At 67.8% G+C, this 11,792-nt stretch carries 13 protein-coding genes; 10 read left to right on the forward strand and 3 right to left on the reverse strand.

The window, feature by feature from the left end; translation table 11 throughout:
- Positions 1 to 26: 26 nt before the first annotated feature.
- The 3 genes from ACK4FZ_RS06870 to ACK4FZ_RS06880 are packed head-to-tail and all read left to right on the forward strand — an operon-like array spanning position 27 to position 3,345.
- Complete coding sequence (locus tag ACK4FZ_RS06870; RefSeq protein WP_409819177.1) at positions 27 to 1,127, forward strand: 2-aminoethylphosphonate--pyruvate transaminase; 1,101 nt, start codon at positions 27 to 29, stop codon at positions 1,125 to 1,127.
- An 11-nt stretch (positions 1,128 to 1,138) separates the two neighbouring features.
- Complete coding sequence (phnX, locus tag ACK4FZ_RS06875) at positions 1,139 to 1,954, forward strand: phosphonoacetaldehyde hydrolase (protein ID WP_409819179.1); 816 nt, start codon at positions 1,139 to 1,141, stop codon at positions 1,952 to 1,954.
- The gene (locus tag ACK4FZ_RS06880; RefSeq protein WP_409819182.1) at positions 1,951 to 3,345 is read left to right on the forward strand and encodes an FAD-dependent oxidoreductase; all 1,395 of its coding nucleotides are present in this window, start codon (positions 1,951 to 1,953) and stop codon (positions 3,343 to 3,345) included. Before phnX ends, ACK4FZ_RS06880 begins: the two co-directional genes overlap by 4 nt.
- A 17-nt stretch (positions 3,346 to 3,362) precedes the next feature.
- Here ACK4FZ_RS06880 and ACK4FZ_RS06885 read toward each other — a convergent pair whose 3' ends face one another.
- On the reverse strand, positions 3,363 to 4,016 hold the full coding sequence (locus tag ACK4FZ_RS06885; RefSeq protein ID WP_170252268.1) for a thermonuclease family protein: 654 nt from the start codon (positions 4,014 to 4,016) through the stop codon (positions 3,363 to 3,365).
- 147 nt (positions 4,017 to 4,163) lie between these two features.
- Between ACK4FZ_RS06885 and ACK4FZ_RS06890 the strand changes: the two genes are divergently transcribed.
- On the forward strand, positions 4,164 to 5,585 hold the full coding sequence (locus ACK4FZ_RS06890; protein WP_409819184.1) for a DUF945 family protein: 1,422 nt from the start codon (positions 4,164 to 4,166) through the stop codon (positions 5,583 to 5,585).
- 59 nt (positions 5,586 to 5,644) lie between these two features.
- On the opposite strand, the gene ACK4FZ_RS06895 is transcribed toward ACK4FZ_RS06890, so the two are convergent.
- Positions 5,645 to 6,445 carry an AraC family transcriptional regulator gene (locus ACK4FZ_RS06895; RefSeq protein ID WP_144373507.1) on the reverse strand — a complete coding sequence of 267 codons (801 nt, stop codon included), beginning with the start codon at positions 6,443 to 6,445 and terminating at the stop codon, positions 5,645 to 5,647.
- A 96-nt stretch (positions 6,446 to 6,541) separates the two neighbouring features.
- Between ACK4FZ_RS06895 and ACK4FZ_RS06900 the strand changes: the two genes are divergently transcribed.
- The 6 genes from ACK4FZ_RS06900 to ACK4FZ_RS06925 all read left to right on the forward strand — a co-directional run bounded on the left by ACK4FZ_RS06900 (position 6,542) and on the right by ACK4FZ_RS06925 (position 11,373).
- Positions 6,542 to 7,429 (forward strand): DMT family transporter, encoded by an 888-nt coding sequence (locus tag ACK4FZ_RS06900; RefSeq protein ID WP_409819187.1) that lies wholly within the window; start codon positions 6,542 to 6,544, stop codon positions 7,427 to 7,429.
- Between the two features lie 102 nt (positions 7,430 to 7,531).
- A complete protein-coding gene (locus ACK4FZ_RS06905) occupies positions 7,532 to 8,257 on the forward strand; it encodes a phosphatase PAP2 family protein (protein WP_409819190.1) in 726 nt (241 codons plus the stop codon).
- A gap of 229 nt (positions 8,258 to 8,486) precedes the next feature.
- Positions 8,487 to 8,756: a PepSY domain-containing protein gene (locus tag ACK4FZ_RS06910; protein WP_409819192.1), complete on the forward strand. Its 270-nt coding sequence runs from the start codon at positions 8,487 to 8,489 to the stop codon at positions 8,754 to 8,756.
- A gap of 59 nt (positions 8,757 to 8,815) precedes the next feature.
- Positions 8,816 to 9,358 carry a cytochrome b/b6 domain-containing protein gene (locus ACK4FZ_RS06915; protein WP_409819194.1) on the forward strand — a complete coding sequence of 181 codons (543 nt, stop codon included), beginning with the start codon at positions 8,816 to 8,818 and terminating at the stop codon, positions 9,356 to 9,358.
- 39 nt (positions 9,359 to 9,397) lie between these two features.
- Positions 9,398 to 10,060, forward strand: coding sequence for a response regulator (locus tag ACK4FZ_RS06920; RefSeq protein WP_409819195.1), 663 nt, complete (start codon positions 9,398 to 9,400; stop codon positions 10,058 to 10,060).
- The gene (locus ACK4FZ_RS06925) at positions 10,057 to 11,373 is read left to right on the forward strand and encodes an ATP-binding protein (protein WP_409819197.1); all 1,317 of its coding nucleotides are present in this window, start codon (positions 10,057 to 10,059) and stop codon (positions 11,371 to 11,373) included. Before ACK4FZ_RS06920 ends, ACK4FZ_RS06925 begins: the two co-directional genes overlap by 4 nt.
- 62 nt (positions 11,374 to 11,435) lie before the next feature.
- On the opposite strand, the gene ACK4FZ_RS06930 is transcribed toward ACK4FZ_RS06925, so the two are convergent.
- Positions 11,436 to 11,792 carry a translation initiation factor Sui1 gene (locus tag ACK4FZ_RS06930; protein WP_409819199.1) on the reverse strand — a complete coding sequence of 119 codons (357 nt, stop codon included), beginning with the start codon at positions 11,790 to 11,792 and terminating at the stop codon, positions 11,436 to 11,438.

The following is an 11,792-nucleotide window of genomic DNA, read 5'->3' on the forward strand; positions in this document are numbered from 1 at the left end:
AAGACATCTAGATATCAAGGAACATCATGCGCGAACCCATCCTGCTCACCCCCGGCCCGCTGACCACCAGCCTGGCCACCAAAATCGCCATGCTCACCGACTGGGGCTCGTGGGACAGCCGCTTCAAGGCGCTGACCGCCAGCGTCTGCCACGACCTGCTGGCCATTGCCGGCGGGCTGGACAGCCACGTGTGCGTGCCGCTGCAAGGCTCCGGCACCTTTGCCGTGGAAGCCGCGGTGGCCAATCTGGTGCCGCGCGACGGCAAGCTGCTGGTGCTGGCCGGCGGCGCCTACGGCCAGCGCATGGCCGACATCGCCCGCTACCTGGGCCGCCCGTACAGCATGTACGTCACCGCCGACGACAGCGCGCCGGACGCCGCCACGCTGGCGATGCTGCTGCACGACGACCCGGCCATCACCCACGTCGGCCTGGTGCACTGCGAAACCAGTACCGGCATGCTGAACCCGCTTCCCGAGCTGGCCGCCGCCGTGCACGCTGCCGGCCGCCGCCTGATCGTGGACGCGATGTCCAGCTTCGGCGCGCTGCCCATCGACGTGGCCGCGCTGCATATCGACGCGCTGGTGGCCAGCAGCAACAAGTGCCTGGAAGGCGTGCCCGGCATGGGCTTCGTCATCGTCAACCAGGCCAGCCTGGCACAGAGCGCCGGCAACAGCCATTCGCTGGCGCTGGACCTGCACGCGCAGCAGCAATACCTGCACGCCAGCGGCCAGTGGCGCTACACACCGCCCACCCACGTGGTAGCGGCGCTGCGTGCCGCGCTGGACCAATACCTGGCTGCAGGCGGCCAGCCGGCGCGGCTGGCGCGCTACGCGGCCAACGCCAGGCTGCTGGCCGACACGCTGCAGGCCGGCGGCCTGCGCCCGTTCCTGCCGCCGGCGCTACAGGCGCCGATCATCCTGACCTTCCACGCGCCGGCCCACCCCGACTACCGCTTTGCCACCTTCTACGAGGCGGTGCGCGAACAGGGCTTCGTGCTCTACCCCGGCAAGCTCACCACGCAGGAAACCTTCCGCGTCGGCTGCATCGGCGCCATCGACCATGCCGAAATCGGCCAGGCCGGCCACGTCATTGTTTCCACCCTGCGCCAGCTCGGCTGGCTGGCTTGAGGACTGACCCCATGCACCAGTACCAACACCTTGAAGCGCTGATCCTGGACTGGGCCGGCACCGTCGTCGATTTCGGCTCCTTCGCCCCCACCCGCGTACTGCTGGACGTGTTCGCCAGCGTCGGCGTGCCGGTCACCCTGGCCGAAGCGCGCGTGCCGATGGGCCTGGCCAAGTGGGACCACATCCAGGCGCTGGGCAGCCTGCCCGGCGTGGCGGAACGCTGGCTGGCGCGCTTTGGCCGGCCCATGCAGGACAGCGACGTCGACGCGCTGTACGCCCAGTTCATGCCACGGCAGGTGGCGCTGGTGGGCGAGTACTCCGCCGCCATCCCCGGCGCGTTTGCCACCGTGGACAGCCTGCGGGCGCGCGGTTTGAAGATCGGCAGCTGCTCCGGTTACCCGCGCGTGGTGATGGACCGGCTGCTGCCGCTGGCCGCCGCCGCCGGCTACGCCCCCGACCACACCGTGGCCACCGACGACCTGCCGGCAGGCGGCCGCCCCGGGCCGTGGATGGCACTGGCCAACGTGCTGGCGCTGGGCGTGGGCGACGTGCGCCACTGCGTGAAAGTGGACGACACCGCGCCGGGCATTAGCGAAGGCCTGCGTGCCGGCATGTGGACGGTAGGCCTGGCCGCCAGCGGCAACGCGGTGGGGCTGACCGCCGCCGAGTGGGCGGCGCTGACGCCGGCGCAGCAGGACGAATACCGCCGCCCTGCCGCCGCCATGCTGCGCGAGGCCGGCGCCCACTACGTGGTGGACACGCTGAGCGAGCTGCCAGCCGTGCTGGACGCCATCGACGCCCGCCTGGCCGCCGGCGAACGGCCATGAAGCAGCAAGCGTTCTGGCTGCAGCAGGCGCTGGCCAGCACAGACCAGCCGGCGCCGGTACCGCTGCAAGGCGAGTTGCAGGCCGATGTGTGCATTGTCGGCGGCGGCTTTACCGGGCTGTGGACCGCCATCATGACGCAGCTGGCACAGCCGCAATGGCGCATCGTGCTACTGGAAAAAGACCTGTGTGGCAGCGGCGCTTCCGGCCGCAACGGCGGCTGCATGCTGACCTGGAGTACCAAGTACCTGACGCTGTGCCGGCTATACGGCGCCGAAGAAGCCGGCCGCCTGGTGGCCGCGTCGGAACAGGCGGTGTTCGACATTGCCGCCTTCTGCCAGCAATACGGCATCGATGCCCAGCTGCGCCTCGGCGGCGCCGTGTACGCCGCCAGCAACGCCGCGCAAGTTGGCAGCCTCACTAGCGTGTTGCGGGCGCTGGACCAGGTTGGCCGCAACCGCTGGCAAGCGCTTGATGCTGCCGGCACCGTGGCGCTGGGCGGCAGCGCGGCCTTGCAACACGGCGTGTACAGCGCGGCGGCCGGCAGCCTGCAACCGGCGCTGCTGGTACGCGGCCTGCTGCGGGTGGCACGTCAGCTGGGCGTGCGCGTGTTCGAGCACAGCGCGATGACCACGCTGCAGGAAGACGAATACGTGCACGTGCACACGCCGCACGGCCGGGTGCGGGCACGGCAGGCAGTGATGGCGCTGAACGCGGCCATGCCGCGCCGTTTTGGCCGCCTGGCCGACAGCGTGGTACTGGTGTCGTCCGATATGGTGATCACCGAGCCGGCACCCGCGATCATCGAACAACTGGGCCTGCAGCGCGGCCAGGCGGTATGCGACCTGCGTACCTTCGTGCACTACTGGCGCAGCACGCCCGACGGCCGGCTGATGCTGGGCAAGGGCGGCAACCGCATTGCCTGGGGCAACCGGCTGCACGGCTATTTCGACCAGCCCAGCGCCTACCGCGGCCAACTGCAAGCCGCCATGGCCCGCTTCTTCCCGGCGCTGGCCGAGGTGCCGCTGGCGCAAAGCTGGACCGGCGCCTCCGACCGCTCGGCCACCGGCATGCCGTTCTTTGGCGTACTGCCCGGCTACCGGCGCGTGTGGTACGGCATGGGCTATTCCGGCAACGGCGTGGTGCAATGCCACCTCGGCGGCCAACTGCTGAGCAGCCTGCTGCTGGGGCAAGACAATGCCTGGACGCGCAGCCCGCTGGCGCAAGGGCCGCTGGCGCAGTTTCCGCCCGAACCGCTGCGCTGGCCGGGCGCCATGCTGGTGCGGCAGGCGATACGCAGCGTCGAGGCCCGGCAGGACGCCGGACGGCCACCGGCATGGCTGGCTACCCGGCTGGCGGCGCTGGCCAGCATGGCCGGCAAGGCCGACCGCTAAGGCTCAGCGCTTAGCACTTAGCGACGGCACAAGGCAGCGCAGGGAATGCCGTCGTTATTGCCGTCCAGCTTCTTGACGCCGCACTGCTGCAGGTAAAACTGCGCCTCGGCGCAGCTGGCCATCTGGCTGCAGCGCTGCTTGCTGCCGCACTGGAACGCTGGCGCCGGGCTGGCTGGCGTGCGTTGGCCAGGGTTGGCCGCAGGCGGTGCAGCCGGTGCATCGGGCGGCGGCAACGGCGTGGCTCGGCGGCTGCCACGGCGCCAGTCTTGCGGCCGCACCGGCCCGTCACCGGCCCACAAACCACGCCCGGCCGCCCGCGCTGCGTTTTCTGCGGCCACATAGTGCGGCTCTTTCAGGTAGTCGCGGTAGGCCCAGGCCCAGCCGTCCTGCACCTGCGCCAGGTTGATATCGACGCCGTCCAGCCACAGCCGCACCACCTGGCGGCCGTATTTGTCGGTTTCGTGGCGCTCCACCTCGACGCTGCGGCCGAACACCCGCGCCGCCAGCGCCGCCCTGGCGCGTTGGCCGTAAGGCTGCGCCCGTTCCGGCGCGTCGATCTGCGACAAGCGCAACGTGACCTCGCGCCACCCCTGCAAACACTTGACCGTATCGCCATCGCTAACCGCGGTTACCCGGCAACTGGCGGCCATGCCCGCCAGCAGCCAAGCCATCGCCAACGCTCCTGCAAGCCATCGCAACACGACGCTCCCCTTCGCAGACCAAAAAAGCCATGTAAACACGTTGCGATCATCGCGTAAATTGACCATCGCATACCATTGCCATAGGGTGTCCGCATCGCCACCTGCGAGCCACACCCGATGAAAAAGACCGTTCTCGTCGCCAGCGTCACCGCCGCCCTGCTGGCAGCCCTGGCCGGCGCCAGTGCCTACGGCGCCTGGCGCGTGCACCAGCAGCTGAACCGCATTCACAACGCGCTGCCGGATTACCCGATCCTGAAACCGGTTACCCGCAGCAAAACCTACAGCCTGCTGCAAAGCGAAGAGCGCGTCAGTTACCAGCTGGGCTGCGACAACCTGTTCAGCAGCGAGATGTTCGGCGGCCAGCGCCCCAGCCTGACGCTGCGGCACGTGGTGTCGCACAACCCGCTCAAGCCCGGCGTGCACACCGAGATCGTGTGGTCGCCACAGTGGCAGGAAAAACTCAAGACACTGTACGGCGAACAGCCGCCGCTGGCCATCGACACCCGCCTGCGCTGGAACGGCGAAGTGGAAACCACGCTGCACAGCCCCGGCGTCAAGGTGGACCGCGACAGCCGCCACGTGAACTGGCAAGGGCTGACGCTGGTGCTGCAGTACGACCAGGCGCTGACGCGGCTGCACAGCCGCCTGACGCTACCCGGCCTCGCCCTGGCCGACGACGCGCAGCGCTGGCAGATCGAACTGCAAGCCAGTGAATACAGCAGCCAGCTGGTGCGCAGCCCCAGCGGTCTGCTGCTGGGCAAGGATAGCTGGCGTACAAGCGGCCTCACACTACAACAAGGCAGCGGTACCAGCGCGCAGGGTTTCAGCAGCGGCCCGCTGCAGGCCAGCCACGACAGCCGCGAGCAAAGCGGCATAGTGGAGACCAGCGGCAAGTTCAGCTGGGTAGGCTTGCACCTGAACAACAAACCGCTGGGTGACCTAAGCAGCAGCGGCAACCTCAGCCGCCTGAACGCCGCCGCGCTGGCCGAATCGCAACACCAGACGCTGCACAAGGGCCTGCTGCAGTGCCAGCTCAACAACGACCTGCTCCACCCCGACCAACGCGCACTGCTGATCAAGCTGCTAGCCGGCAACCCGGCGTTGGCGGTGGCCGTGACCCTGGCCACGCCGGACGGTGCGGCCAACCTGCAGCTGGACGCCGCACTGAAAGGGGTAACCGAAGCCGACCTGGCGCAGGAAAAACTGCGGGCACTGCAAGACAAGATCAGCCTGCAAGCGCGGCTATCGTGGCCGCAAGCGCTGCCCGAGCGCTGGGTGAACGACTTTGCGCCGGAACACCAGCGTGACGCGCTGGTGCAGCAATACCGGCTGAGCGTGGCGCCGCTGCTGCAAAGCGGCCACCTGCGCCAGAACGGCAACCGGCTGGAAACGCGCTTTGACCTGGTGGGCGGCAAGCTGCTGCAGAACGGCCTGCCGATGGCCGGCCTGTCGCCGCTGTCCCCGCCACCGGCCGCCGCCGCAGCGGCACCGGAAGCCAGCGCCCCGGCGTTTGAGGAAACCAGCGGCGCGCCGCTGTAGGCCCAGTCTGGCTGTTTTCTGCCGGCACAAGGCCCCGCCACAGGCGGGGCCTTGTGCCATTACGGCAGCACCTTGCCAGCCAGCAACTGGCGGCGGTAGCGCTCCGGCGTCATGCCGGTGTGGCGCGAAAACATGGCGATGAAGGCCGACGGCGTGGCGTACCCCAGTTCGGCGGCAATATCGGCCACGGTACGGCCGGCTTTCAGCCAGGCCAGCGCCTGCAGCAGGCGCACCCGGTTGCGCCAGGCGGCAAAGCTCATGCCCAGTTGCTGCTGGAAACGGCGCGCCAGCGTGCGCTCGGTGCTGTGTACCTGCGCCGCCCACGCGGCCAACGTGGTGTTGTCCCCCGGCTGCGCCCGTACCGCGCGCAGCACCGGCCGCAACAGGCGGTCGTCGCTATCGGGCAGGTAATCGTCCACGCTGCCGGCCTGCACCAGACGGTGCAACAGCAGCTGCGCCTGATGCTGGTCCCAGGCGTCGGCCATCGCCGTCACGCCGCGCTGGCAAAAATCGTCCAGCAAGGCGCGCAACAGCGGCGTCTGCGGGATCAGGCACGGCCGCTGCGGCAGGCTGGCGGCCAAGGCGGGCGCTACGTACACCGACACGTAATCCAGCGCTTGGCGGATATGCGCCGCGTGCGGCAGGTCGGCCGGAATCCACACCAGGTACTCGGCCGGTGCGGCCAACGTGCGCTCCGGCAGCTGCAGCTCCAGAATGCCGAGGCTGATGCGGTTGATCTGGCCCCATGGGTGGATGTGCCACTCGAAGTCGGTATTGGCCAGGTACTGCTCGTGGCGGAAATGCAGTGGCGCCGGCGGCGGCAGGCCCAGGTCGGTGCTGCTGTAGTGGTAGGCGGGCATGTTGTCGGCAATGGCGTATCGGATTGTCTGTTTCGAAGTATAAGCCAGTAAACAGACAACGCTACACTGCCGGCATTCCACTGCAAGGAGCCTGTCATGGCCAGTCTGTTTCCCATGCTGGCGGTGCTGATCTGGGCCGCCAATACCGTTGTTTCCAAAGCTGCCGCCAGCGTGCTGGACCCGGCCGCGGTGTCGTTTTACCGCTGGCTGGTAGCCCTGCTGGTACTCAGCCCTTTCATGTGGCGCCCGCTGCGCCGGCAGTGGCCGGCCATCCGCCCCATGCTGCCGCGCTTTGCCGTGCTGGCCCTGCTGGGCATGGTGGCGTACCAGTGCCTGGCCTACTACGCCGCCCACCTGACCACGGCTACCAATATGGGCGTGATCTGCGCGCTGATTCCGCTGCTGGGCCTGCTGCTGAATGCGGTGGTGTTCCGGCAGCGCATCAGTGCAGCCGCCGCGGCCGGGGTGGCGGTGTCGCTGTCGGGCGTGCTGTACCTGCTGGGCGCCGGCAACCCGCTGGCGCTGCTGGCCGGTGGCGTGAACGGCGGTGACGCGCTGATGCTGCTGGGTTCGGCCAGCTACGCGCTGTACGGCATTCTGTTCAAGCGCTGGGCGCCGCCGTTCGGCCAGTGGCTGAACCTGTACGTGCAGGTGGGCCTGGCGGTACTGATGCTGATACCGGTAGCCGCCACAGCACACAGCATGGCCATCCCGCCGGCCGGGGTGCCGCTGGTGCTGTTTGCCGGCATTGCCTCGTCCATTCTGGCGGCCTATTTCTGGATGCGTGGCATCCAGACGCTGGGCAGCGATCGCACCGCCATCTTCATGAACCTGCTGCCGCTGTTCACCGCGCTGCTGGCCAGCGTGACGCTGGGCGAGACCATCCACGGTTACCACTGGCTGGGCGGCGGCCTGATCCTGCTGGGGGTTAGCCTCAGCCAGGGCGTCTTGCGGCTGCCACTATGGAAAAAACAACACGCCTGAGGCGGGCCGTCTGCGTAAGTTATGCCGCAGGCGGCTGATTAAGGTCAACTTAAGGCAACGGCGGCAGGATGGCGCGCATGTTTTTGTCCAGCAGGCGCCATCATGCAAGGCAGCATTCTCAGTACCACGCGGGCGGCCCGGCCCGTTACCCTGGCCAGCCGCGTGCTGCGCCGTGCCGGCTGGCAGTTGGTGGTCAGTGCCACACTGGCCCTGTTGTTTCTGGTACTGGAATACGACACCAGGCTGGACGACAGCGTCACCCGCCTGTTCTACAGCCCCAGCCTGCACGGTTTTCCGCTGCAGGACAGCGTGTGGCTGGAATGGCTGAACCATAGGCTGGCCAAATACGCCGTCGCCGCCTGCGGGCTATGGCTGCTGGCCAGCGGCCTGTACCGTCGGGATAGCCGCCGCACCTTCACCGCTGCCATGATGATGCTGGGGGCGGCAGCGGTCTCCGCGCTGAAGGCCCGCAGCGCCCATTCCTGCCCGTGGGACGTCGCCGCCTACGGCGGCAATGCCGAGCACTTCCCTACCCTCGCTACCATCCCGTTGAATGCCGGCCCCGGCCATTGCTTTCCGGGCGGCCACGCCTCGGCTGGCTTTGCCCTGATGGCGCTGTATTTCTACTGGCAACCGGCACACCCGGCCCGGGCGCGCATGGCGCTGTGGGGTGGCGTGCCGGCCGGCATGCTGATGGGGCTGGGCCAGATTGCGCGTGGCGCCCACTTTCTCAGCCACAACCTGTGGAGCGGCTGGATGGTGTGGGTGGTGTGCGTGCTGGGCTTTGCGCTGTTCGACTACCGGGCTGCGCGCCGCCACCAAGCCTGATCACCCGCGACGGATGTTGCTGCTGCCCCGCCCTGTTTGCCACGCAAACAGGGTTTTTTTGTTATGCCGGGCCCGATTTACGCTGGCTGCCGGGCACGTCCGCTTGCCCCAGGCACCCGCGCTGCGCCACCACGCACAGGAACCCGACAGGCATAAGGAGGCGTTAAGGCTGGTTTGCTTTAATCACCCTGTACCTGCACTCCAGCAGGGGTCTACACGGAGCGTCACCATGAAAAAACTGTTTGCTGTTGCCCTGATCGCCGCCTTTGCCTCCAACTTTGCCCTCGCAGGGGCCGAGTGCAAACCCCAGCCGAAAGACAAATGGCAGAAAGAAGCTGACTTCAAGAAAAAACTGACCGCCGAGGGCTACCAGATCAAGAAGTTCAAGGTCTCCGGTAACTGCTACGAGATCTACGGCAAAAACAAGGACGGCAAGAAAGTGGAAATCTACTTCGACCCGGTAAGCGGCGCGCCGGTTAAAACCGACATCGAAGACTAAACGGTCCTGGCCTGGCCTGCCGGCCTGCCCGGCAGGCGTTTTTATTGATGGAGATCACCATGGAAAACCTCACCGCTACCCCGCGCCGCCAATACGTATGGGACCCGCTGGTGCGCCTGTTCCACTGGAGCCTGGTGGCCTGCGTGCTGGCCAACTTCCTGCTGCTGGAAGAAGGTGACCCGCCACACCGCTGGGCCGGCTACATGGCCAGCGGCCTGGTGTTGTTCCGCCTGGTGTGGGGCTTTGTCGGCAGCCGGCACGCCCGCTTTGCCAGCTTCTTCCCTACCCCGTCGCGCCTGCGCCACCACCTGCAGCAGCTGCGTGCCGGCACCCTGCCGCACAGCGATGGCCACAACCCGCTAGGGGCACTGATGATGCTGGCGCTGATGGCGCTGGTGCTGTCGCTGGGCGCTACCGGCTACCTGATGGGCACCGACACCTACTGGGGCGAAGACTGGCTGGAAGAACTGCACGAAGGCCTGGCCAATACCCTGATGCTGGCCGTGGGCCTGCACGCGGCCGCCGCCATCGTGATGAGCAAGCTGGAAAAGGTGAACCTGGTACGCGCCATGATCACCGGCTACAAGACCTGGCGCCAGTGACGCAGTACACTGCCGCCATCACCTGCTGACGGATACCCCATGCGCATTCTGATCATCGAAGACGACCCGCTGATCGGCGACGGCCTGCAAGCCGGCCTCACCGCCCTCGGTTTCAGCTGCGACTGGCTGCGCGACGGCAAGCTGGCACTGCGCGGCCCCGACGCTGCCCCCTACGACGCCGCCATCCTCGACCTGGGCCTGCCCGGCGTGGACGGGCTGGACGTACTGGCCAGCTGGCGTCGCCACGGCCATACGCTGCCGGTGCTGATCCTGACCGCCCGCGACGCGGTGGACGACCGCATCCGCGGCCTGGACAGCGGCGGCGACGACTACCTGGTCAAACCTTTTGCATTGGGCGAAGTGGCCGCTCGCCTGCGCGCCCTGCTGCGCCGCCGCAGCGGCCAGGCCGGCCCGCTGCTGCAACATGGCCGCCTCAGCCTGGACCCGGCTGCCCGCCGCGTGCTGCTGGACGGCCAGCCGGTGGAGTTGGCCGCACGCGAGCTCACCCTGCTAGAGCTGCTGCTCAACAACAAGGGCCGCGTACTGAGCCGGGCCCAGATCGAAGAAAAGCTGTACGACTGGGCGCACGAAGTGGAAAGCAACGCGGTGGAAGTCCACATCCACCACCTGCGCAAAAAGCTGGGCAGCGAGCTGATCAAGACCCGCCGTGGCCTGGGCTATACGCTGGGAGATGAGGCATGAGCAGCAGCCTGCGCGGCATAGTTGGCCGCCAGCTACTGAAAACCATCACCCCGCTCTGGCTGCTGGCCTGCCTGCTGGTGGGCCTGCTGGCACACCACGAAGTGTCCGAGCTGTACGACGAACAGCAACAGCTGTTTGCCCGCCAGCTATACCACACGCTGCCACAGCTGAAGAACGGCAGTACCGATGTGCAGCACGAAGAAAACGCCGACCATCAGGCCGTCGCCATCTGGGATAAACAGGCCCGCGCACTGGTGGCCGACACCGACGGCATGCAGCTCTCGCCGCGCCCCGGCTTTACCGGTTATGTCACCAGCCTGCACGACCAGGAAATCTGGCGCGTTTATTACTACAGCGGTGAGCTGGGCACCGTAGCGGTGGCGCAAGAGGAAAGCGAACGCTGGGAGCTGATGCGCGGCATGCTGCTGACCCAACTGCTGTGGCTGCTGATCCTGCCACTGGCCATGCTGGCCATCTGGTGGGCACTGGGGCGCAGCCTGCGCCCGCTGGCCGACATCCGCGCCCAGCTGCAGCAGCGCCGCACCGACGACGACACCCCGCTCCCTACCGATGTACCCAGCGAAATCCGGCCGCTGATCGACGCCATGAACCAGCTGATCGGCCGCGTGGCCAACACGCTGCAGCATGAACGCCGCTTTACTGCCGACGCCGCGCACGAGCTGCGCAGCCCGCTGGCCGGCTTGCGGGTACAGGCCGAACTGGTACAGCTGCTGGACGACCCGGCGGCCCGCCAGGTGGCCATCGGCAAGGTGCTGGCCAGCGTGGACCGCGCCAGCCACCTGGTAGACGAGCTACTGGCGCTATCGCGGCTGGAGCAGCAACAAACGCTGCCATTTGCGCCGTTATCCTGGTCGGCCATTGCCGAAAACGCCGTGGCCGAAGTGGCCGCTGCGGCAGCACAGCGCGCTACCCGCATCGAGCTGCAACTGGCCGCCAGCGGCCCGCTGACCGACGGCGACGCCAGCCTGCTGCAGCTGTTGCTGCGCAACCTGCTGGACAACGCCGTGCGCTACAGCCCGCCCGGCAGCCAGGTGCAATTGCAGATCAGCCCGCAGCAACTGCTCGTGCTGGATAACGGCCCCGGCATCGCCGACGAATACCTGGCGCGCATTGGCGAGCGCTTCTACCGCCCGCCGGGGCAAGACGCCAGCGGTAGCGGCCTGGGGCTGTCCATCGTTGGCCGCATCGCCCGCCTGCACGGCCTGCAGCTGGCATGGCACAACCGGCCGGAAGGCGGGCTGTGCGTGACGCTGCAGCCCACCCCCGCCATCACACAGACCGACAGCCCATAACGGCCAAGCCCCTGTCGGCATGACAGGGGCTTGCTGTGTCGGGGCCGCTGCGGCACAGCGCCTCAGCCGCCACTGCGCTTCACCGTGTAACCCAGCGCGGCCAACCTGGCCAGCACCGTGTCCACGTGGTCGCCCTGAATCTCGATATCGCCGTCCTTCACCGTGCCACCGCTACCGCAAGCGCTACGCAGCTGCTTGCCCAGCGCAGCCAAAGCCTCGGCCGCCAGCGGCACGCCACGTACCAGCGTTACCGTCTTGCCAGCGCGCCCCTTGCGCTGGCAGCTTACCCGCACCACACCGTCACCAGCCGGTACCGTCTGCGTGCCGCAGCGGCAGGCAGCTTGTGGCTGACGGCAGCCGGGGCACATCTGGCCGTGCTCGGTGCTGTACACCAGCCCGCCTTCTTTCCCGTAGCGCAT

Origin of the sequence: Vogesella sp. (assembly GCF_046297735.1) — a bacterium.
Classification (GTDB): domain Bacteria; phylum Pseudomonadota; class Gammaproteobacteria; order Burkholderiales; family Chromobacteriaceae; genus Vogesella; species Vogesella urethralis.

Coding starts and splice junctions, on each gene's coding strand:
- ACK4FZ_RS06870 (WP_409819177.1), top strand. CDS start 27: ATGCGCGAACCCATCCTGCTCACCCCCGGCCCGCTGACCACCAGCCTG.
- phnX (WP_409819179.1), top strand. CDS start 1,139: ATGCACCAGTACCAACACCTTGAAGCGCTGATCCTGGACTGGGCCGGC.
- ACK4FZ_RS06880 (WP_409819182.1), top strand. CDS start 1,951: ATGAAGCAGCAAGCGTTCTGGCTGCAGCAGGCGCTGGCCAGCACAGAC.
- ACK4FZ_RS06885 (WP_170252268.1), bottom strand. CDS start 4,016: ATGGCTTGGCTGCTGGCGGGCATGGCCGCCAGTTGCCGGGTAACCGCG.
- ACK4FZ_RS06890 (WP_409819184.1), top strand. CDS start 4,164: ATGAAAAAGACCGTTCTCGTCGCCAGCGTCACCGCCGCCCTGCTGGCA.
- ACK4FZ_RS06895 (WP_144373507.1), bottom strand. CDS start 6,445: ATGCCCGCCTACCACTACAGCAGCACCGACCTGGGCCTGCCGCCGCCG.
- ACK4FZ_RS06900 (WP_409819187.1), top strand. CDS start 6,542: ATGGCCAGTCTGTTTCCCATGCTGGCGGTGCTGATCTGGGCCGCCAAT.
- ACK4FZ_RS06905 (WP_409819190.1), top strand. CDS start 7,532: ATGCAAGGCAGCATTCTCAGTACCACGCGGGCGGCCCGGCCCGTTACC.
- ACK4FZ_RS06910 (WP_409819192.1), top strand. CDS start 8,487: ATGAAAAAACTGTTTGCTGTTGCCCTGATCGCCGCCTTTGCCTCCAAC.
- ACK4FZ_RS06915 (WP_409819194.1), top strand. CDS start 8,816: ATGGAAAACCTCACCGCTACCCCGCGCCGCCAATACGTATGGGACCCG.
- ACK4FZ_RS06920 (WP_409819195.1), top strand. CDS start 9,398: ATGCGCATTCTGATCATCGAAGACGACCCGCTGATCGGCGACGGCCTG.
- ACK4FZ_RS06925 (WP_409819197.1), top strand. CDS start 10,057: ATGAGCAGCAGCCTGCGCGGCATAGTTGGCCGCCAGCTACTGAAAACC.
- ACK4FZ_RS06930 (WP_409819199.1), bottom strand. CDS start 11,792: ATGCGCTACGGGAAAGAAGGCGGGCTGGTGTACAGCACCGAGCACGGC.